At 69.3% G+C, this 19,784-nt stretch carries 21 protein-coding genes; 14 read left to right on the top strand and 7 right to left on the bottom strand.

What is annotated here, in order from left to right:
• The first annotated feature begins 70 nt into the window (after positions 1–70).
• From ACWEVO_RS01540 to dmpG, 8 genes are all read left to right on the top strand, one after another.
• Positions 71–1,051, top strand: coding sequence for an ABC transporter substrate-binding protein (locus ACWEVO_RS01540; protein WP_452305612.1), 981 nt, complete (start codon positions 71–73; stop codon positions 1,049–1,051).
• Positions 1,052–1,059: 8 nt separating this feature from the next.
• A complete protein-coding gene (locus ACWEVO_RS01545) occupies positions 1,060–1,851 on the top strand; it encodes a 2-keto-4-pentenoate hydratase (protein ID WP_452305613.1) in 792 nt (263 codons plus the stop codon).
• The gene (locus tag ACWEVO_RS01550) at positions 1,848–2,672 is read left to right on the top strand and encodes a 2-keto-4-pentenoate hydratase (protein WP_452305614.1); all 825 of its coding nucleotides are present in this window, start codon (positions 1,848–1,850) and stop codon (positions 2,670–2,672) included. Before ACWEVO_RS01545 ends, ACWEVO_RS01550 begins: the two co-directional genes overlap by 4 nt.
• A 3-nt stretch (positions 2,673–2,675) precedes the next feature.
• The gene (locus ACWEVO_RS01555) at positions 2,676–2,942 is read left to right on the top strand and encodes a tautomerase family protein (protein ID WP_452305615.1); all 267 of its coding nucleotides are present in this window, start codon (positions 2,676–2,678) and stop codon (positions 2,940–2,942) included.
• Between the two features lies 1 nt (position 2,943).
• Positions 2,944–4,386, top strand: coding sequence for an aldehyde dehydrogenase (locus tag ACWEVO_RS01560; RefSeq protein WP_452305616.1), 1,443 nt, complete (start codon positions 2,944–2,946; stop codon positions 4,384–4,386).
• 132 nt (positions 4,387–4,518) lie between these two features.
• Complete coding sequence (locus ACWEVO_RS01565) at positions 4,519–5,313, top strand: SDR family NAD(P)-dependent oxidoreductase (RefSeq protein WP_452305617.1); 795 nt, start codon at positions 4,519–4,521, stop codon at positions 5,311–5,313.
• 114 nt (positions 5,314–5,427) lie between these two features.
• A complete protein-coding gene (locus ACWEVO_RS01570) occupies positions 5,428–6,363 on the top strand; it encodes an acetaldehyde dehydrogenase (acetylating) (RefSeq protein ID WP_452305618.1) in 936 nt (311 codons plus the stop codon).
• On the top strand, positions 6,360–7,382 hold the full coding sequence (gene dmpG, locus ACWEVO_RS01575) for a 4-hydroxy-2-oxovalerate aldolase (RefSeq protein ID WP_452305619.1): 1,023 nt from the start codon (positions 6,360–6,362) through the stop codon (positions 7,380–7,382). Before ACWEVO_RS01570 ends, dmpG begins: the two co-directional genes overlap by 4 nt.
• 98 nt (positions 7,383–7,480) lie before the next feature.
• Here the strand turns inward: dmpG and ACWEVO_RS01580 are convergent, their stop codons facing one another.
• Positions 7,481–8,530, bottom strand: a complete 1,050-nt coding sequence (locus ACWEVO_RS01580; RefSeq protein ID WP_452305620.1) for an aldo/keto reductase — start codon at positions 8,528–8,530, stop codon at positions 7,481–7,483.
• Positions 8,531–8,642: 112 nt separating this feature from the next.
• Between ACWEVO_RS01580 and ACWEVO_RS01585 the strand changes: the two genes are divergently transcribed.
• Complete coding sequence (locus ACWEVO_RS01585) at positions 8,643–9,119, top strand: MerR family transcriptional regulator (RefSeq protein ID WP_452305621.1); 477 nt, start codon at positions 8,643–8,645, stop codon at positions 9,117–9,119.
• Between the two features lie 258 nt (positions 9,120–9,377).
• On the opposite strand, the gene ACWEVO_RS01590 is transcribed toward ACWEVO_RS01585, so the two are convergent.
• Positions 9,378–9,701 (bottom strand): TraR/DksA family transcriptional regulator, encoded by a 324-nt coding sequence (locus ACWEVO_RS01590; protein WP_452305622.1) that lies wholly within the window; start codon positions 9,699–9,701, stop codon positions 9,378–9,380.
• A 136-nt stretch (positions 9,702–9,837) separates the two neighbouring features.
• A complete protein-coding gene (locus ACWEVO_RS01595) occupies positions 9,838–11,100 on the bottom strand; it encodes an NAD(P)/FAD-dependent oxidoreductase (RefSeq protein WP_452305623.1) in 1,263 nt (420 codons plus the stop codon).
• Positions 11,101–11,233: 133 nt separating this feature from the next.
• Between ACWEVO_RS01595 and ACWEVO_RS01600 the strand changes: the two genes are divergently transcribed.
• The 3 genes from ACWEVO_RS01600 to ACWEVO_RS01610 all read left to right on the top strand — a co-directional run bounded on the left by ACWEVO_RS01600 (position 11,234) and on the right by ACWEVO_RS01610 (position 13,849).
• Complete coding sequence (locus tag ACWEVO_RS01600) at positions 11,234–12,772, top strand: PucR family transcriptional regulator (protein WP_452305624.1); 1,539 nt, start codon at positions 11,234–11,236, stop codon at positions 12,770–12,772.
• Between the two features lie 109 nt (positions 12,773–12,881).
• Positions 12,882–13,379: an ATP-binding protein gene (locus ACWEVO_RS01605; protein ID WP_452305625.1), complete on the top strand. Its 498-nt coding sequence runs from the start codon at positions 12,882–12,884 to the stop codon at positions 13,377–13,379.
• 59 nt (positions 13,380–13,438) lie between these two features.
• Positions 13,439–13,849, top strand: coding sequence for a VOC family protein (locus ACWEVO_RS01610; protein WP_452305626.1), 411 nt, complete (start codon positions 13,439–13,441; stop codon positions 13,847–13,849).
• 231 nt (positions 13,850–14,080) lie between these two features.
• Here the strand turns inward: ACWEVO_RS01610 and ACWEVO_RS01615 are convergent, their stop codons facing one another.
• The 3 genes from ACWEVO_RS01615 to ACWEVO_RS01625 form a co-directional block, all read right to left on the bottom strand.
• Positions 14,081–14,668 carry a histidine phosphatase family protein gene (locus ACWEVO_RS01615; protein WP_452305627.1) on the bottom strand — a complete coding sequence of 196 codons (588 nt, stop codon included), beginning with the start codon at positions 14,666–14,668 and terminating at the stop codon, positions 14,081–14,083.
• A 531-nt stretch (positions 14,669–15,199) separates the two neighbouring features.
• Positions 15,200–16,141, bottom strand: coding sequence for a phosphotransferase enzyme family protein (locus ACWEVO_RS01620; RefSeq protein ID WP_452305628.1), 942 nt, complete (start codon positions 16,139–16,141; stop codon positions 15,200–15,202).
• Between the two features lie 272 nt (positions 16,142–16,413).
• Positions 16,414–17,193, bottom strand: coding sequence for an SDR family oxidoreductase (locus ACWEVO_RS01625; protein WP_452305629.1), 780 nt, complete (start codon positions 17,191–17,193; stop codon positions 16,414–16,416).
• A 481-nt stretch (positions 17,194–17,674) separates the two neighbouring features.
• Here ACWEVO_RS01625 and ACWEVO_RS01630 point away from each other — a divergent pair, with 481 nt between their 5' ends.
• Positions 17,675–18,241 (top strand): sugar O-acetyltransferase, encoded by a 567-nt coding sequence (locus ACWEVO_RS01630; RefSeq protein ID WP_452305630.1) that lies wholly within the window; start codon positions 17,675–17,677, stop codon positions 18,239–18,241.
• 380 nt (positions 18,242–18,621) lie between these two features.
• Positions 18,622–19,185 carry a dihydrofolate reductase family protein gene (locus ACWEVO_RS01635; RefSeq protein WP_452305631.1) on the top strand — a complete coding sequence of 188 codons (564 nt, stop codon included), beginning with the start codon at positions 18,622–18,624 and terminating at the stop codon, positions 19,183–19,185.
• Positions 19,186–19,255: 70 nt separating this feature from the next.
• On the opposite strand, the gene ACWEVO_RS01640 is transcribed toward ACWEVO_RS01635, so the two are convergent.
• The gene (locus tag ACWEVO_RS01640) at positions 19,256–19,747 is read right to left on the bottom strand and encodes a zinc-binding dehydrogenase (RefSeq protein WP_452305632.1); all 492 of its coding nucleotides are present in this window, start codon (positions 19,745–19,747) and stop codon (positions 19,256–19,258) included.
• Between the last annotated feature and the right edge of the window lie 37 nt (positions 19,748–19,784).

Below are 19,784 nucleotides of genomic sequence, written 5' to 3' on the forward strand. Positions count from 1 at the left end.
GCTGCCCGCCCGGCCGCTGACCAAATCGATTATATCCATTATGCTCTGCTGTCCCTCAGAGGAGAGAGACATGCGTAATCCCGCTTCGCGGCGCCCCCTGCTGGGCGCGCTGGCCTCCGTCGCCCTGCTCGCCACGCTCACCGCCTGCGGCGGTGGGGACGGCGGCACCGCCAAGGCCGACGGCAAGCTCGAGACGACGAACCTCAAGGTCGGGATCGTGCCCGTCATCGACCACGCCGCCGTGTTCATCGCGAACCAACAGGGCTTCTTCAAGGAAGAGGGGCTCACGGTGCAGACCCAGGCGGTGCAGGGCGGAGCGGCCGCCGTGCCGGCCCTGATGTCCGGAGACCTGCAGGCCGCCTTCGCGACCTACCCCTCGTTCCTGCTGGCCCAGAGCCAGAAGCTCGAGGTGACCATCGTGGCCGAGGGGGTCCGGGCCACCGAGACCACCGGCGGCGTCTACGTGCCGGCCAACTCACCCATCACCGACGCCGCCGGGCTCGCGGGCAAGACCATCGCCGTCAACACCCTGAACAACACCGGCGACATCACCATCAAGGCCGTCCTCAAGGAGCAGGGGGTCGACCCAGCCACGGTCAAGTTCATCGAGCTGGCCTTCCCCGACATGAAGCCCGCACTGGAGAAGGGCAGCGTCGACGCGGCCTGGCTGGTCGAGCCGTTCCGCACCGCCGTCGCGGGCGCCGGCGGCCGGATGGTGCTCAAGTCGTATTCCGGGGTGGCCGCCGGGATCCCGGTCTCCGGGCTCGGCATGTCCGACGCGTTCGTCGCCAAGAACCCGGACACCGCCGCGGCGTTCGCGCGCGCGATCGAGAAGGCCAACGCCTACATCGCCGCCGACCCCGAACGTGCCCGGCAGATCGTCACCACCTACTCGCAGACCAAGCCGGAGCAGGCCGCCGCGATGGAGTTGCCGAAGTGGACCGCGGGTAAGCCCGACGTCGCCCAGCTCGGGCGGTGGAACGACCTGATGGTCCAGACCGGCGCACTCACCAAGCCGGTGGACGTCGCCGCCATGGTGCTGGACAGGTAGGCAAGAGCATGGATGCCAAGGAGCGCCGCGCGGCGGCCGAGTCGCTGCTGGGCGCCTACCGTGGCCAGCCCATCAGCCCGCTGACCCAGACCTACCGTGACATCACGCCGGAGGACGCCTACGCCGTCCAGCAACTGCAGGTCGAGCGGTGGAAGGCGGACGGACGCGTCATCAAGGGGCACAAGGTCGGTCTCACCGCCCGGGTGATGCAGCGCCAACTGGGCGTCGAGCAGCCGGACTACGGCCACCTGATGGACAACATGATCGTGCTGGAGGGTCAGCCCCTGCGGATGTCCGACTTCGTCTCGCCGAAGGTGGAGCCGGAGATCGCCTTCGTACTGGGCTCGGACCTGGCCGGGCCGGGCGTCACCGTGCCCGACGCGATCAGCGCGGTCGACTACGTCCTACCCGCCCTGGAGATCATCGACTCCCGAATCGCCGATTGGCGCATCACCCTGGCCGACACGATCGCGGACAACGCCTCCTCCGGCGCGGTGGTCCTCGGCAGCCGCCCGGTCCGGCTCGGTGACATCGACCTGCGGCTCGCCGGGTGTGTGCTGTCGGTGAACGGTCAGGTGGTGGGCACCGGCGCCGGCGGTGCCGTACTCGGTTCCCCGATCCACGCCCTGGCCTGGCTGGCCAACACCCTCGGCCGGCTCGGCGTCGCGCTCGAGGCCGGGCAGGTCGTCATCCCCGGCTCCCTGACCGCGGCCCAGCCGCTGGCGCCCGGCTCGGTCGTCACGGCCACCTTCGCCCACCTCGGCACCCTCACCACCCGGATGGAGCGTGTGAACCAATGACCAGAACGGTTCCCGCGACCAGCGGCGGCCCCGGCGACATGAGGCAGTGGACGGTCGACCGGGTGGTCGATGAGCTGTCCGCCGCGGAGGCGCAGTGCCGCGACCGCGGACCGATCACCGACGAGTATCCCGAGTTCGACCTCGACGCGGCCTACCTCGCCCAGGACAGGTTGATCGAGCGGAAGGTGGCCTCGGGCGAGACGATCATCGGTGTCAAGCTCGGCCTGACCTCGCGGGCCAAGCAGTCGCGGATGGGCATCGACGCGCCGCTGACGGCCTGGCTCACCGACGCGATGGTGTTGCCGGCCGGTGAGCCGGCACCGATGGCGCGGCTCATCCACCCCCGCGTCGAGCCCGAGATCGTGTTCGTGCTCGGCGAAGATCTCGCCGGGCCGGGGGTCACGGCCGCGCGGGCGATGCAGGCCGTCGAGTACGTGTACGGGGGCTACGAGGTCATCGACTCGCGCTACCGGGACTTCAAGTTCACGCTGCCGGACGTGGTCGCCGACAACGCCTCCGCCGGCCGCTTCGGAATCGGCCCGGTCGCACGGAAACCGCACAACATCGACCTCGCGCTCGAGGCATGTCTGCTCGACGTCGACGGGGAGATCGTGGACACCGCCACCGGCGCGGCAGTCCAGGGCCATCCGGCCGAAGCCCTCGCCCTCGCCGCGAACGCCCTCGGCCGCCGCGGGCACCGCCTCAAGGCCGGCTGGATCGTGCTCACCGGGGGCATGACCGACGCCGTCTTCCTCAATCCCGGAAGCACCGTCTCGGTGCACTTCACCAACCTCGGCAGCACCAGCGTCTCAGGAGGATGAGCATTGCCTCTCGTCGAAGTCACCCTCACCGCAGGGCGTGACCCCGCGCGTCTGCGTGAGCTCATCCACCGGGTACACGAGGCGGTCGAAACCTCCCTCGACGCCAATCCGCAGCAGATCCGGGTGATCGTGCGCGAGGTACCCCGAAGCCTGTGGGCCGCCGGCGACCAGACCCTCGCCGAGCGCGACGCCGCCCAGGCGGACCTCGACAACCGGGCCGACGCGTCGACGCGGCCGGCCGGCCAGGCAACAGAACAGGAAGGACGCTGACGTGGAGACGTTCGGCCACATCATCGACGGCGAGGAGGTCCCCTCCCGCTCGGGGGAGACCTTCGACAGCGTCGACCCATACACCGGGCAGCCGTGGGCACGGTTTCCGCTCGGCGGCGCGGCGGAGGTCGATCTCGGCGTCGCCGCCGCCCGTCGCGCGTTCAACGACGGACGCTGGTCGGCGCTCGGTCGCGCACAGCGGCGGTCGATCCTGCACCGCTTCGCGGACCTGATCCTCGAACACGCCGACGAACTCGCCCTGGCCGACACCCGCGACATGGGTAAGCCGATCACGCAGAGCCGGGGCAACGACGTCCCCCGCACCGCCGACAACATCCGGTTCTTCGCCGACCACGCCCTGATCACGGCGGCCGAGACACTTCCGATGGACTCCGGGCACCACGCCTACACCCGGTACGAGCCGGCCGGTGTGGTCGCGGCCATCGCGCCGTGGAACTTCCCGATGATGCTGGAGAGCTGGAAGGTCGCGCCGGCGCTGGCCTGGGGCAACACCGTCGTGCTCAAGCCGGCCGAGGACTCCCCGGCCTCCGCCACGATCCTGGCGCGGCTCGCGCTCGAGGCCGGGATTCCGCCGGGCGTGTTCAACGTCGTGCACGGATTCGGCCCGGACTCCGCCGGCGCGGCCCTCACCGCGCACCCCGACGTCGACCGCATCACCTTCACCGGCGAATCCGCCACCGGCCGGATCATCAGCGCCGCCGCGGCGAAGAACCTCACCCCGGTGAGCCTCGAACTCGGCGGCAAGGGCGCCAACGTCGTCTTCGCCGACGCCGACCTCGACACCGCGGTCAGCTGGTCGATCAGGGCGATCTTCACCAACGCCGGGCAGGTCTGCCTCGCCGGCTCGCGGCTGTACGTCCACCGCTCGATCCAGGACGAGTTCCTGGCACGCTTCGTGAAGGCGGCCCAGGCAATGGTCGTGGGCGACCCGAAGGACGAGCAGACCCAGGTGGGGCCGCTGTCCTCGAAGACGCACTACGACAAGGTCCGCACGTACTTCGACTCGATCGAGTCGGTCGGCGGCACCGTCCTCACCGGCGCGGTCGGGGAGGGCCTGTTCATCCATCCGACGGTGGTCACCGACATTCCGGCGGACGCCCCGCACCAGTGCGAGGAGATCTTCGGGCCGATCGTCACGGTCACGCCGTTCGACACCGAGGACGAGGTCGTCGGCCTGGTCAACGACTCGCCGTTCGGGCTCAACGCCATGCTGTTCAGCGAGAACCTCTCCCGCGCCCACCGCGTCGCGGCCAGGCTGAACGTCGGGACCGTCTGGGTGAACTGTTTCTTCATCCGCGACCTGAGGGCGCCGTTCGGCGGCGTCGGCGCCTCCGGTGTCGGCCGCGAAGGCGGCTCCTTCAGCCGGGAGTTCTTCACCGAGCCCAAGGCCGTCGTCATGCAGATCGACCACACCGCGGACTAGCCAAGTAGGCGAGTGGCCAAGCTGCTCCGGCGTCGCCGCCCCAGCGCCGGCCGGAGCAGCATGGCTGCCCCGACCCGGCGCGGCGGTGCGATCGCCCGGGGCCGCCCGGCTGCAGAGATGGAAGGAACCCCGGTGGAATTGCGGATGGCAGGTCGTCGCGCCGTCGTCACGGGAGCGGGCGCCGGCATCGGGCGCGCCGTCGTGGAAACCCTCGCGTCCGAAGGGGTGCGCGTGGTCGCCGCCGAACTCGACGTGGCAGCCTGCGCGGAACTGGACAGGCTGCCCGGGGTGCACGCCCTACCGGTCGACCTCGGCCAGCCGGGCTGCGGCGACCTCATCGTCGAAGGCGCCGGCGCGGTGCTCGGCGGGATCGACATCCTCGTCAACAACGTCGGAATCGCACCAGCCAGGAGGAGTTTTCTGGACGTCGACGACGATTCCTGGCGCCGTACCCTCGACATCAACCTGATGAGCGTCGTGCGGACCGTCCGCGCGGCCGTCCCGTTGCTGCAGGCCTCCGCCCGGGCGTCGATCGTCAACCTCGCATCCACCTCCGGGCGTTACCCCGAGCCGATGCTGGTGGACTACGCGGCGAGCAAGGCCGCCGTGCTCTCGCTGACCGGGGCACTGGCCACCGAGTACGGGCCGCAGGGAATCCGGGTGAACGCGGTGGCGCCCGGCCCCACCCGAACCCCGATGTGGGACAAGCCGGGGGGCTTCGTCGACGCCCTGGCCGAGCGCCACGGCCTCCCGCGGGAGGACGCGGTGACGCACCACGTGCGGGACGTACGGCGGTTGGCCCTGGGCAGGCCGGGCACGGCGCAGGACGTGGCGGACGCGGTCGTGTTCCTCGCCTCCGACCGGGCCAGCCACATCACCGGGACGGTGCTGGCCGTCCATGGCGGCATGGCGACCCACCTGATGTGAGGGCCTCGACGTCCGCTCGGCCAGCAGTTAGCCAGCACGTTCAGCCTGGGTCGACGCCGAGATCTCCGATCTCGGGACGGTGGCCGTTTCATTCCAAGCTGCGGAGAAGGAGACATGCCAAAGACGAAAGTTGCCATCATCGGCTCCGGAAACATCGGCACCGATCTGATGATCAAGATCCTGCGTGGGTCGGAGACCATGGAGGTGGGTGCCTTCGTCGGCATCGACCCGAACTCCGACGGGCTGGCGCGGGCGGCGCGACTCGGCGTACCGGTCGTCTCGACCGGGGTGCGGGGGCTCATCGACCACCCCGACTTCCGTGACATCCGGATCGTGTTCGACGCGACGTCGGCGCACGCGCACCTGGCGAACGACGCGGCGCTGCGGGATGCCGACGTCACGCTCGTCGACCTGACGCCGGCGGCCATCGGCCCGTACGTGGTGCCGCCGGTCAACCTCGACGAGCATCTCGGCGAGCGGAACGTCAACATGGTGACCTGCGGCGGGCAGGCGACCATCCCGATCGTCGCGGCGGTCTCCTCGGTAGCCACCACGCATTATGCCGAGATCGTCGCGTCGATCTCGTCGCGGTCCGCCGGGCCTGGCACCCGGGCCAACATCGACGAGTTCACCGAGACCACCTCGCGGGCGATCGAGCAGGTCGGCAAGGTTCGGCGCGGCAAGGCGATCATCGTGCTGAACCCCGCCGAACCGCCGCTGATCATGCGCGACACGGTCTTCTGCATCGTCGACGACTGCGACCGCGACGCGGTCACCGCCGCGGTGCTGGCCATGGCGGACAAGGTCAGGGCATACGTGCCTGGCTACCGGCTCAAACAGGACGTCCAGTTCCGCAGGATCACGGCGGACAGCCCGGAGTCCGATCTCATCCCGGACGCCCCGCCCGGGGACCGCTGGGTGGTGAGCGTGTTCCTGGAGGTGGAAGGGGCGGGCCACTACCTGCCCACGTACGCGGGCAACCTGGACATCATGACCTCCGCCGCGCGGCAGGTCGGCGAGCGACTGGCAGCGGCGGTGACGGCCCGATGAGCACCCACATCTACGTACAGGATGTGACCCTCCGCGACGGCATGCACGCCATCCGGCACCGCTACACCCTCGACCACGTCCGGACCATCGCCGCGGCGCTGGACGCCGCCGGCGTGGCCGCCATCGAGATCTCGCACGGGGACGGGCTGGCCGGCAGCAGCCTGAACTACGGCCCCGGGGCGCACACCGACTGGGAGTGGATCGAGGCGGCCGCTCAGGTGGTGGAGCGGGCCACCCTGACCGGCCTGCTGCTGCCCGGCATCGGCACCGTGCACGAGCTGAAGAGGGCCTGGGAGTACGGGATCCGCTCGGTCCGCATCGCGACCCACTGCACCGAGGCCGACATAGCCAACCAGCACATCGCCGCCGCCCGCGAACTCGGCATGGACGTTTCCGGCTTCCTGATGATGTCGCACATGGCGCCACCGGAGGTGCTCGCCAAGCAGGCGAAAATGATGGAGACGGCGGGGGCACACTGCGTCTACGTCACCGATTCCGGTGGTCGGCTGACCATGGACGGCGTCCGGGAACGCGTCCGCAGATACCGCGATGCGCTCGAACCGGAGACCCAGATCGGCATCCACGCCCACCACAATCTGGGCCTCGGCGTGGCCAACTCGGTCGTCGCGGTGGAGGAGGGGGTGTACCGGGTCGACGCGTCCCTCGCCGGCCAAGGCGCCGGTGCCGGGAACTGCCCGATCGAGGCCTTCATCGCCGTCGCCGACCTCAACGGGTGGCAACACGACTGCGACCTCTTCGCGCTCATGGACGCGGCCGACGACATCGTCCGTCCCCTGCAAGACCGCCCGGTTCGCGTCGACCGCGAAACGCTGACCCTGGGTTACGCGGGCGTCTACTCGAGCTTCCTGCGCCACGCGGAGACCGCCGCCGCCGAGTACGGTCTCGACACGCGCAGCATCCTCGTCGAGGTGGGGCGCCGGCAGATGGTCGGCGGCCAGGAGGACATGATCGTCGACATCGCGCTCGACCTGCAGCGGCAGCAGCGCGAGCAGCCGTAGCCGGACGCTTCACCAAGCCAGAAGGCTCGGGAGGCGCGAGGGAGACGGGCGGACGCCCGTCTCCCTCGATCCAGCAACTCACCACCACATCAGCTCACTCAGGCGGCCGCGCGGTCGGCGAGCGGGCGGCGACGACGTGCGGTGTCGGTCAGTGAACGCGGGGGCAGGAGAGCGTTGGGGTTGTAAAGATTGGTGCCCGGCGGCACGATCTCGTCGATCCGGTCGAGCGTCGCATCGTCCAGGGTCAACGCGGCGCCCTCGAGGAGGTCCTCCAGCTGCGGCATGGTCCGCGGTCCGATGATCGCCGAGGTGACGGCCGGGTGGGCCACGGTGAACGCCACGGCCAGCTGTGGAATGGTGCAGCCGACGCTCTCCGCGAGCTCCACGAGCTGCTCGACGGCGTCGAGCTTGACCGCGTTCTCCGCGTTCGCGGGATCGAACAGCGCCGGCCGGATCGAGGCACGGCCGGCTGACAGGTCGACGGGCTGGTTCTTGCGGTATTTGCCGGTGAGGAACCCGAAGGCCAGTGGGCTCCAGACCAGTACACCCATCCCGTAGCGCTGACAGACGGGCAGGAGCGAGGCCTCGATTCCGCGAGCCAGGATCGAATAAGGCGGCTGCTCGGTACGGAAGCGTCCGAGGGCACGCCGCTCGGAGACGTGATGCGCTTCCACGATCTCCTCGGCAGGGAATGTCGAGCAGCCGAAAGCGCGGATTTTTCCCTGATGCACGAGGTCGCTGAGCACCGAAAGCGTCTCCTCGACATCGGTCGAGTCGTCGGGGCGGTGGACCTGGTAGAGGTCAATCCAGTCGGTGTTCAGCCGCCTCAGACTGTCCTCCACCGCCTTGACTATCCACCGCCGCGAGTTACCACTGCGGTTTCGGCCCTCGCCCATCTGGAAGTGCACCTTGGTGGCGAGTACGACATCGTCACGGCGCCCGCGCAGCGCCTTGCCGACGATTTCTTCGGACTCTCCCTGCCCGTACATGTCGGCGGTGTCGACGAAGTTGATCCCCTGGTCGAGGGCGGCGTGGATGATACGGACGCAATCGTCGTGGTCGGAGTTGCAGCCATCCTGGAACATCATGGTCCCGAGGCAGTAGACACTGACTTCCATACCGGTTCCGCCGAGGGCGCGATAGTGCATGGTGATGCTTCCCTTGCTCGTGCAGGCGATTACGCGAAGCGACAGAGGCGTCGATCACGGAGGACCCTAGGATCTAGAGTCGGCTCTAGGTCAACCCGCTACGGTGCACGGTATGGCCGAGGTCACCGCAAGTCTGAGCATCGGGCAGGTCGCCGAACGCACCGGTTTGAGCGTTCACGCGCTGCGCTTCTATGAGCACGAGGGCCTCTTCGTCAACCCTGTGCAGCGCGGACCTGGCGGGCGCCGCGTCTACAGCCAGGATGACGTGGACTGGCTCACCGTCTGCATCATCTTGCGCGCCTCAGGCATGCCCCTGCCCGCGCTGCGCCGATACGCCGACCTCGTCAGGCACGGAGCCGGCAACGAGCAGGAACGACTCGCGCTCCTGCGCGAGCACCAGGCGAACGTCACGACCCAGATCGGCAAGCTGACCGAGTGCCTGGACCTGATCAGGTTCAAGGTCGGGGTGTATGAGGACCTCCTCGACCCGGACAGCGCCGGCGCCCACCAATGTCACGCTCCGATTTCTTCGGCACCGGCGCAGCCGACTGAGATCAGCGCCGGCGCCGCCCGGCTGTCGGGCTTGTGAGCACGGCGTCCTGCGAGCCGACGCCTGGCAGCGCCGACGTCGTCGACGGTGTCGAGCAGGCCAGCCGCCGGGACCGGCCGTGGGGCGGGGTGCGCGGCCGGCGGAACGGGACGGTCCGGGCACGCCGAACCCGACGCGGCGGCCGGCGAGGGGTGCCGACGGGAACGCTGCCACCAGCAGAGTAAGTCGAGCGATCGTCGCAGCTGCCTCGCTGCTGGCCCGGCACGCTCCGCCGCCGGTACCAGGATTCGATTTCGTTCAGTGCTCGTCGGCTGGGTCGTCGTGTGGGTGGCGGGGCCCGCAGGTGGTGCAGAGCCGGGTCGCCGGGCGCAGCGCCAGCTGTTCGATCGGGATGTCGCCGTGGCACTCCTCGCAGCTGCCGTAGCGGCCCTGTTCCAGGTAGTGCAGAGCTCGGGCGATGTCGCTCAGAGCTCGCCGGGACGCGGCGGCCAGTGCGGCAGCGGCCCCGTCCCGGGGCACCTGACGGGCCTGGCGAGCCAGCAGCGCCAGCTGAGTGCTGTGCCGCTCGCGCTGCTCCTCCAGGACGACGCGCAGCACACCCAACTCGTCCTGCCTGCTCACGACGTACACGGTCGGTTTTCCTCTCCACAGGAATGGGTGCGGGCGGGGCGCTGTCGCGCTCCGCCCGCAGTGCTGATCGATGCTGGCCGTCGTGTCGCCGGACCGGTCGTAGCCGGCCTCCGGTGCGACTGGCGGGTCAGCGCAGCGGGTCGAAGGGCCGCAGCTCCTCGGGCTGCCGGCCCGTGGTGATCTGCTCGGCGAGGAGCCGGCCGGTGAGGGGTCCGAGGGTGATGCCCCACATGCCGTGGCCGCCGGCGGCGAAGACGCGGGGCGAGCGGGTGGCGCCGATCAGGGGCAGCCCGTCGTGGGTGCAGGGCCGCGCACCGACCCATTCGTCGACGCGGGCGTCGAGGTCCGCGCCGCGCAGCAGGGGACGGGCGGCCTCGGCGATGGCCCGGATGCGGCGAGGGTCCAGCGGAGCCTCCGCGTTGCGGAACTCCATCATCCCGGCGACGCGAAGCCGGTCGCCGAGCGGCGTGCAGGCCACGCGCTGCGTGGGGAAGTAGACCGGCCCCGCGGGGACATGTTCGATCGGCACGCTGAAGCTGTAGCCGCGTCCGGCCTGTACGACGGTGCGGACGCCGAAGCGGCGGGCGAGGTCCCCGAGCCAGGTGCCGGTGGCCAGCACGACGGCGTCGTAGCGATCGTGCGCACCGTCGCCGGTCACCACCCGCACCGCCGTCGCCTCGTCGCGGACGTCGACCACCCGCGTGCCGGTCAGCAGCGACGCGCCACGGTCGCGGACGGAGTCGGCGAGGGCGTGCACGTACTGGCCCGGGTTGATGTACCGCTGGTCGTGCAACCGGACGGCGGCGCCGATCTCGTCGGACAGGGCCGGCTCCACCTCGCGGGCCTCGGCGCCGGTGAGGACGTCGAACTCGATGTCCTGGCCGGCGGCGCGGATGTGCGAAAGTTCGTCCAGCAGGACCGATCGTTGCGCCTCGGTCCGGTACGCCGCGATGAACGACTTCGCCTCGTACGTCATCGACCCGACCCCGCCGGCGGCGAGGACGTCGAATCCCTCGAAGGCGCGCCGGTTCATCGGAATGTAGGCGCGCATCGCGGTGCGCCACTTCGCCGGGGTGCTGTGCCGGACGAATCCGGCCAGGAAGCGCAGCAGTCGCGGGTCGGCGCGGGGCGGCACGTAGACCGGCGACGACGGGCTCAGCGCGGCGCGCAGCCCGTAGCGCAGCACTGCCGGCTCGGGCAGGGGAGTGGTGATGCCGGGGGTGAGCCAGCCGGCGTTACCCCAGGACGCGCCCGCCGCCACGCCCGTGCGATCCAGCACGGTGACCTGCACTCCCTGCTCCTGCAGGAACCAGGCGGTGGCCAGACCCACCATCCCGGCGCCGATGACGGCGACGCGGTCCGGGGTGGGCGTGGAGCTCGTGGCGGGCATGTTCTTGTCTCTCCTTCGGGGCACCTGTTGCGGCCATCCTGTCTCCGCCGTGCCGGAGCGTCATTGTTCGGACCGGCCAATCCTGATCATGGTGATTGGCCTGGTGAGACAACCTGCGGGCATACTTCGGGGCGTGATCACCGTGGCGGGTGTGGTGGAGTCCGTGGGCGCGGCGCTGCTCAAGATCGTCGTGCCCGGTCGGGGCCTGGAAGTCCGCGACGTGACCCTCGCCGAACCCGATGAGGCGCCGGCGGGTGGGGATCTGGTCCTCGGTGCCGGTATCACCACGCCGCAGCAGGCGCTCGCCGCCGTCGAGCGCTGCGTCGCCGCGGCCGGGCTCGTCCTGAAGCCGCCGCTCGCCGCGCACCCGGCCGTGACGGCGCGGGCCGCCGAATGCCAGCTGACCCTGGTCGAGCTGCAAAGCCACGGCTCGTGGGCGCAACTTGTCTGGCTGCTGCGCGGGGTGATCGACCGGGCCGCCGCGCCCGGCCCCGCGGAGACCGGCGAAGCCGGCGTGTACGACGAACTGTTCGCCCTGGCCGACGCGACCGCCGCCGTGCTCGACGCGCCGGTGACGATCGAGGACGCCCAGTACCGGGTGATCGCCTACTCGTCGCGGCAGGATCGGGCGGATCCGGCGCGGGTGTCAACCATCGTCGGCCGTCGGGTGCCCGGGGACGTCATCGCCCACTTCCGCGCTCGCGGCGTGTTCCGCAAGCTCACCGCGGGCAGCCAGCTGATCTTCGTGCCGCAGGGCCCGGACGGTACGCTGCCCCGACTCGTGATCCCCATCCGTGCCGGCGGCGAGCTGCTCGGCTCGATCTGGGCCGTCGTCGACGGCCCGGTGCCGCACGAGCGCCTGCGTGATCTGCAGGGCGCGGCGTCCGCTCTGGCGCTGTACCTGCTGCGGCTACGCGTGCAGGCCGACGTCGCCCGCCGGGTGTCCGCCGACCGGCTGCGGGCCGCACTGCGGGTCCCCGGCTCGATGGGCCGGGAGGAACTGGGGCTGCCCGACGGGCCGTGGCGGGTCGTCGCGCTCGGCGCGCACGGCGGCGCCGGAGAGACGGTGCACAACCTGGCGCTGTGGGAGTCGATCACCCGCCGCCACGGCTGGCGCCAGCCGCTGATCACCGACATCGGGGACGTGCTCTTCGCGGTGGTGGTCGACCAGGGCGAGTCGCCGGGCTCCCGGCGGTGGCTCGAGCGGCTGATCGTCGATATCGCGGCGCACGACCCAGGGTTGCATGCCGCGTCCGGCAGCCCCGCCCGGCAGGTGGGAGACCTGCCTCGCTCCCGTGCCGAGGCGGCCGAGCTGCTCGCGCTGCGCGACCCGGACCGCCGGCGGGACCCGGTGCTGCGGTTCGAGGACCTGTGGGCCGAGGTGGTCGTGCACCGGGTGGTCCGCACGGTGCCGCAGGACGACCTGCTGGTCGGCGGGCCGCTGCCCGACCTCGTCGCGCACGACCGCCGGCACGGCACCGACTACATCGCTACGGTCGCCGCGTGGCTGAACCATCAGGGCGACCCGAGAAAGGCCGCCCGCGCGCTGCACGTACATCCCAACACGCTGCGGCACCGGATGCGCCGCATCGCCGAGGTCACCTCGATCGATCTGGAGTCGCCCCAGGCACGGCTGGCGTTGCAGATCCAGCTCGCGGCCCTGCGGCCCTGACACCGATGTCGACGCGGCCGGGTCGATGCTGGCCTGTTGCCGCTGAGCTGGCATTTCTTGCCCGGTGACAAGGGTCGCGGACGGTGCGGAACGGAGTAAGGTCCGCGCCGTGGACGACAACACGGGGACATCCGACCCAAGCCGACCAAGGTGGGTCGAAGCCGTTGTGGTGATCCTGTCCGAAGACTTCACCGCCGCGACCGTCACCGCCCTGAGACACCGGCTCAAGACCGCAGTGACCACCGCGGGACTCACCGGAGAGGCCACCTACGACTTCGTCCTCGCCGTACACGAGTTGGTCACGAACGCGGTACGCCACGGCGGCGGCCGCGGCCACCTCCAGCTGCACCAACACGACGATGTGCTTGTCTGCGAGATCAGCGACCAGGGCGACCCGAGTGCGGAGCTTCCGGTGCAGCTGTCACCTGCGGACATGCCCGGTGGGCGAGGTTTGTGGCTCGCACACCAGTTCGCCGAAGGGCTTGTCCTCACCCGGGGAGTGGACGGGGTGACCGCAACAGTCACCGCCTGCCTCACTCCGGCCGAGCACTCCCGTCATCACGACGGCGCGGGACGTGATCGGACCACGAGCACCGACGCCGGGTAGGGCCTGTCGCAAACTCTGGCGTATTTGATCTTGCTTCGATCTTGTGGCAGCATCGCCGGATGCTGCGACTCACCGATTTCATCATCGACTGCCCGGACACGATGGCGCTGGCAGCCTTCTATTCAAAGGTGACGGGTCGCCCGGTCAAGGAGGGCAGCAACGGCTTCTGGGCCGGTATCCAGTTTGGCGAGATCGAGCTGGCCTTCATCCGGGTGGAGGACTACCGCACCCCGCAATGGCCCGACAGCGAGCACCCCAAGCAGTTCCATCTCGACTTCGAAGTCGACGACATCGAGGCCGAACAGAGCCGCCTCCTGGCCCTCGGCGCCACCCTGCAGCAGGACTCCATCGGCCCCGAGGGCTACGGCTGGCGCGTCTACACCGACCCCGTCGGCCACCCGTTCTGCCTCTGCCGCAACAAGGGCGTCACCTGGACCGACCAGGGCCCCATCTGGGCCAAGAGCGAGTAGCGCTGCCGTCCGCACGAGCCAAGCAAGCTGGTGACGGGCCCTCTGGCGGGCGTCCGCGGGCGCGGGCTGCGGCGGATATGGCGATCCCGGTCAGGAACGCGGCGCCCGCCTTCGGCGCGAAGCCGCTGCTGCCCAGCGCGAGTCCGGTGAACAGGATCAGCTCGCCGAGCGCGATGATGAAGAACTGCCGGTAGCGCTAGACAGGTGCTGCTTGCCGCTGATCGGACGCGATTAACCGGCCGACACTTGCGTGGACTCGGTCCTGTCCTGCCGATCACGCGGGTCGGCAATCCGGTACTCCCAACCCTCACGCCAGGCGAAGTCGGCGTTGATCAGGTCCTCCAGCCGGACGCCGTTGATCCAATGATCGAGGGCCCATCGGGTGGCGACGTGCCCGATGACCAGGATGCGCTGGCCGGCCCAGAGAAGCGATACATCGTCGAGGAATCGACCCACGCGGTGTACCGCCTGTCGCCAGCTTTCACCGCCAGGGTAGGCCTCGTCGAGGTACCGGTCCCGGTGCTCGTGCAGTTCGGCGGCGGGCATGCCGTTGCGGTGGCCGTAGTTGCATTCCCGCAGTCGCCAGTCGTGCAGCACGGGGATCTGGGTCCCCGAGAAGGCTATGTCGGCCGTCTCCGCTGCCCGACGCAAATCCGAGGCGAAGACTGCGGCGATGCCGTCGTCCTGCCTGCGCTGACCAAGTTCCGCTGCCAGCGCCCGTCCTCGCGGCGACAACCGGCCGGGCAGCCAGCCGGTGGCGATGCCACGGTCGTTGTCCTCACTCCAGGAGTGAGTCTCAAAGACGATCTCGGTCGGCATAGAGAGAGGCTACCGGTGAAGCGAGACCTGCGGGGGCGCTCGGATTCGCGAACATGAACCGGCGGGACCACCTTGGTAGTGCGACCGGTTGGGCTCCTTCCGGACCGCCTCCGTGGGATCCCGCCGGGCGCCAGCCGAGGTCTTCATCAACTCGGTGATTGTCCGCCCGCCCGACCGGCGCGTGCCGCCCCCGGCGCGAGCGGAAGGACGGAACGACGCAGAATGACTGAACGAGAGGCAGGACGCCGCATCGTAGCGTGGTCGGCGGCGTGGACACCCACGGCGACACTCCCCATGCGGCTGTCATGGATGAGGTCGGCCGGCACCTGGCGGACCGAGTGCCCTATGTCAAGCCGAGGCGCCGTTGGCGGGTGCGGTGAAGGTCGGGTTGGAAGACTGTGTGGTCTTGCCAGCATCGCCAGGTGATGCGGAGCCAGGCGCGGGCCTCGCGGCCTGCGCCGAGGGCGAGGCGCAAGCCGGTCATGTCGCCGGCCAACCCGTCTGTAGACCCGGGTGTGGCCGGTCGTTGGATCAGGTCATCGCCAGTGCTATGAGCCCGGCCGGTTCCAGGTTCGCGGCTAGAAGCCGGTTTGCTCTCGCGCGCCAGGTGTCGCCGTAGTCGCCCGGTGTGAACGCCTCCCCGGCCAGGAAGGCGATGTCGGCGAGGCCGCGGCTTCCGCGCCAGTACGCGAGGTGGAGCGGGTCCATCGTCACCGGCCCGTATCCCTGGAAGAACCAGTCTCGTTCTCGGTCGCCGATGTGCTCATCGCCGTAGGTGCCACCGAGGACGAACATCAGGTCGTGTTCGGGCGTGGACAGCGCTGCGTCGTCCCAGTCGATGAGCCACATCCGGCCGGGCGCTGCCAAGACGTTGCCCAGGTGTGGATCGGTGTGGCACACGGTTGACGGCGTCACCGCCGGCGCCAACGACTCCACCCGGTCCGCGACCGCCGCGATGCGCTGCGCGTGATCCATCCAGATCTTCCTGGTCTGGGCGGCAATGGCATCGGGCGGTGGCGAGGCGTGGAGCAGCGCTTCGGTCGCCCGGGCCGCCGCGAGGTCCTTATCGTGGCCGGCGACGGGCAGCACGGCCGCAAGTTCCGGCGTGACCGGCAGCGAGTGCGTCGCGGCAAGCACCGCCCCGAACTCCCGCCACTGGGTCTCATCCAGGCCGCCGTCCAGGCCGTTGCGGTCACCGACCCACGGTGTGACCGACAGGCGGCGTCCGTCCCGCTCGGAGCAGAGGCGACCGTCCCGCGTGCGGACCGGCGCGGCCACCGCTCGCAGTCCCCGATCGGCTAAAGCGCTCGGCACCACAAGTCCGGCGTCGCTGCCGCCAGCGGACCACTTGATCGCGTACGCGGCTGTTTGCGTGCGTCCCAGAAGGTTCTGCGCTGCCCGATCCACCCCGCCGTTGATCACTTCGACGGTAGTCAGGCGGATACCGAAGTCCTCGGCAACGTGGTCAATCACGACGGGAGATGTTAGCCCGACCGTTCCCACCGGGCATTTATATATCCGACCATCCTCGACCGCTGCCGGGCCCACGTCTACCGCATTGGGGACGGTGGCGCGCACTGACATATCTGGATCTCCGACCGGCCCCGAGGGTCAGGCCCAGCGGTACGGGCCGTGGTTCGTCGTCTGGGACGACCTCTTGCCGGAGTACCCGGCGGAAGTGGCGGAGACAGACGCTGCGATCGCGACGTGCGCGCGGAGGTGTCGCCCTCGAAGGCGATCGCTGGTTAGGAGATGCCGCCGTCGCTGCGTAAGAGTTGACCGTTGATCCAGCCCCCGTCGGGTGAGCACAGGAACGCAACCAGGTTCGCACAGTCCTGCGGGCGCCCGAGGCGACCGAGCGGCGTGGACCGTAGAACAGCAGCCTTGATCTCTGCGGTCATCCAGCCGGTATCGGTCGGACCCGGATCGATGGCGTTGGCGGTCACGCCGAGGTGGGCCAGTTCTTGAGCAGCGGCCAGGGTGATCCGATCGAGAGCGCCTTTGCTGGCTCCGTATGGCAGGTTGCCGACAGTGGCGTCACTGGTCAGGCTGATGATGCGTCCCGTGCCATGTGGTCCTTGGAACCGTTGGGCGTACTCGCGGATCAGGAGCCAGCTCGCCCGGGTGTTGACGGCGAAGTGACGGTCGAAGCTCTCGATGCTGGTATCCAGTAGTCCCGAGTTGACGCTCTCGCAGTGAGCGAGGACCAGCGCTGTGACGCAGGCCAGTTCGCGCTCCACGGTCTCGAAGGTGGCAGCTGGGGCGTGAGGATCACTGAGGTCCACCTCGACTGCGGCTGTCCTTGCCCCGTGCTTGGCCGCTTGGTTGCTGAGCTGCGTCACGGTCTCGGGATCGGCTCTCCAGGGCATCCGTTCGTCATAGGGAGTCCAGTAGGTGAATCCGACATCCCAGCCGGTTTGAGCCAGTGTCAGCACCAGTGACGCAGCGATACCGGCGCTGCGACCGGCACCAGTCACCAGGGCGACAGGTCGATGCTGTTGATCCGTGCCATCCATGAGCGCCATCCGTGGCCGCACCCCCTCGGCGCACCATTCTTGCTGCCTACCCAACGGCCGTCATCGGCATTACCTGGCCAAGGCAGTGAAGCCGCCTGGTATATCGACACGGCGTCAAGCATCAAACGAGGCCGCCGTGCCAACCGTCAGCAACAGGTCCTCGGCGAGCTGATGGTCCCGGTGAGCAGGTACGCGGTCCGGGACAGCGCGCCGACGCAGGACACCTGGCTGCCGGCGGTGTCGGGCTCCAGTTGATCCGTTACACATCAACTTTACTTGAAGGGTGACAGTTGGCCGCGTTTCTCCGGGCTCGGCTGTCACAGTGCGTAACTGGCGGGCTGCCTGTCGCTGGGCACGCCAACCTCGATGCCGGTCAAGACGCCCGGTCAGCGGCAGATCCGGACGTTCGATGAAGATCCCACGATCACGGACGCGTTCCGTGCCGGGGGGTCGTCACCGGGTGTCTGGCTCGTCGTGCCAGCATCGCCTCGTGCGCAACGAGCAACGCTTACGAACAAGGACGCCCGAGTCCCGAGCCTTCGCGGAGCGCGTACAACTCGCCATGAGCCTGACCTCGCGCCTCAACGTGCTGCCGTTTGACGACCTCGACGCGCGCAGGGCGATGCTCACCGAGATCTTCGGTGGACCCATCCCGGACTCGCTGTCCATCCTGCCCCCGTTCTATTGCGACTACGGGCTTGGGGCATCGTTCGGACAGCGCGTGTTCATCAACCAGGGATGCTTCTTCCTCGACTACGGGGGCATCACCATCGGTGACCGCGTCCTGATCGGTCCCCGAGTGACTCTGAGCACGGCCGGACACCCCGTCGAGCTCGACGAACGGGACGACTTCATCACGCACGCGCCCATCGTCATCGAGGATGATGTGTGGATCGGCGCTGCGGCCACGGTCACCCCTGGAGTGACAATCGGTCGGGGCTCGGTCGTCGGTGCGGGCGCCGTTGTCGCGAAGGACGTGCCGCCGCTGAGTGTGGTGACGGCATCGAGCGTTGTCGAGCGAAAGCGTCTGAAGCCGGCGTCTACTGCAACCTCCTGACGCCTGCGGCTCCCCCTCGCACATCGGCATGACGGCGCGCCGCGCCGGGCGCGGTCAATGCGCGATCAGCGGCACATGAGTCCGGACGCCGCCAACCTCGGTGACTCCGAACCGGCGTGGGTGCAGCAAACGGCGGTTGATCTTTGCAAACAACTGGGGACGGTCACCCGCGATAGAACTCGCGGGACCGATCGATGTCCCGGACGATCAGCAGGTTACTTGACGGTTGGTCTAAAGATAGGTGCGGAGATCGCATCGCCGTCCTGACGCTACGGGGTCCCGACGTGGTGGTGAACCGGCCCTCGGTGTGGCCTGACCGATGATTCTTCCGCGCCGTGCCGGTCTATACGCCGAGTACCGAATCACGGGAGGCTGACACCATGCGAAAACTGACCTTCGGCATGAACCTGAGCCTGGACGGCTACATCGCCGCGCCCGGCGACGACCTCGGCTGGAGTGTGCCGAGCGACGAGTTGTTCCAGTGGTGGTCCGACCGCGTGGGGGCGACAGGCACGGCGCTGTACGGGCGCAAACTGTGGGAGGCGATGAGCTCCCACTGGCCGACCGCCGACCAGAAGCCCGGTGCCACACCGGCGGATTTCGAGTACGCCCGCCGCTGGCGGGACATGCCGAAGGTGGTGTTCTCCTCGACGACCAGCACGGTCGACTGGAACACCCGCCTGGTCACCGGCGACGCGGTCACCGAGATTACCCGGCTCAAGGCCGAAGACGGCGGCCCCATGGACATCGCCGGCGCCACACTCGCCGCAGCGGCCATGCGGGCCGGGCTGATCGACGAGTACGCGATCGTCACCCATCCGGTCCTGGTAGGTGGCGGCACGCCGTTCTTCACGGCCCTTGACAACTGGGTGAACCTGAACCTGGTGGAGACCCGGACGTTCCCTGACGGCGTGCTCCTGACCAGGTACGAGACCAGGCGCTGAGTACCCGACCTCGGATCGGCCCGGGCTTCGGGCCGCCGAAAGATTCTCGTGGCGACGCAGACGCCAGCGATTAGTCAGCGACGTGGATAACGATCTTGCCGCGGCGTTTGGCCGTCTCGAGCGCCTCGTAACCTGAGCGCGTCTCACTGAGGGGCAGCACCCGGTCCAGCACCGGCCTCATCCGGCGGCTATCGACGAGTTCGGTGATGGAACGCAACGCGTTCTGGTCGGGCTCGACGATGAAGTACAGGGCCCGAACGCCATGCCGGGCTGCTTCCTGCTGGTCGGGTGGGGTGACGAGGGAGACCAGGACACCGCCGGGTTTCAGGACCGACCAGGACCGCGACTGCGTGGCTCCTCCGACAAGATCAACGACTACGTCCACGTCGCGAATGTGATCCTCGAAGCGGTCGTGCGCATAGTCGATGACCTGTTCGGCACCCAGGCCCTTGACGAAGTCCAGGTCGGCCGCCGCCGCCGTGGCGCTCACGTGAGCACCGAGACCGGCCGCCAGTTGCACCACGTAGATCCCGACGCCGCCGGCGCCGCCCTGTACCAGCACGTGCTGGCCGGCCTGGAGGTCGGCGTGGTCTACCAGC

This window comes from Micromonospora sp. NPDC003776, from assembly GCF_053605645.1.

Bases quoted from the DNA above. Each gene is read 5' to 3' on its own strand.
- dmpG (WP_452305619.1), top strand. From the start codon at position 6,360: ATGAGCACCCACATCTACGTACAGGATGTGACCCTCCGCGACGGCATG.
- ACWEVO_RS01580 (WP_452305620.1), bottom strand. From the start codon at position 8,530: ATGCACTATCGCGCCCTCGGCGGAACCGGTATGGAAGTCAGTGTCTAC.
- ACWEVO_RS01615 (WP_452305627.1), bottom strand. From the start codon at position 14,668: ATGCCGACCGAGATCGTCTTTGAGACTCACTCCTGGAGTGAGGACAAC.
- ACWEVO_RS01595 (WP_452305623.1), bottom strand. From the start codon at position 11,100: ATGCCCGCCACGAGCTCCACGCCCACCCCGGACCGCGTCGCCGTCATC.
- ACWEVO_RS01625 (WP_452305629.1), bottom strand. From the start codon at position 17,193: ATGGCGCTCATGGATGGCACGGATCAACAGCATCGACCTGTCGCCCTG.
- ACWEVO_RS01635 (WP_452305631.1), top strand. From the start codon at position 18,622: ATGCGAAAACTGACCTTCGGCATGAACCTGAGCCTGGACGGCTACATC.
- ACWEVO_RS01545 (WP_452305613.1), top strand. From the start codon at position 1,060: ATGGATGCCAAGGAGCGCCGCGCGGCGGCCGAGTCGCTGCTGGGCGCC.
- ACWEVO_RS01570 (WP_452305618.1), top strand. From the start codon at position 5,428: ATGCCAAAGACGAAAGTTGCCATCATCGGCTCCGGAAACATCGGCACC.
- ACWEVO_RS01550 (WP_452305614.1), top strand. From the start codon at position 1,848: ATGACCAGAACGGTTCCCGCGACCAGCGGCGGCCCCGGCGACATGAGG.
- ACWEVO_RS01585 (WP_452305621.1), top strand. From the start codon at position 8,643: ATGGCCGAGGTCACCGCAAGTCTGAGCATCGGGCAGGTCGCCGAACGC.
- ACWEVO_RS01540 (WP_452305612.1), top strand. From the start codon at position 71: ATGCGTAATCCCGCTTCGCGGCGCCCCCTGCTGGGCGCGCTGGCCTCC.
- ACWEVO_RS01610 (WP_452305626.1), top strand. From the start codon at position 13,439: ATGCTGCGACTCACCGATTTCATCATCGACTGCCCGGACACGATGGCG.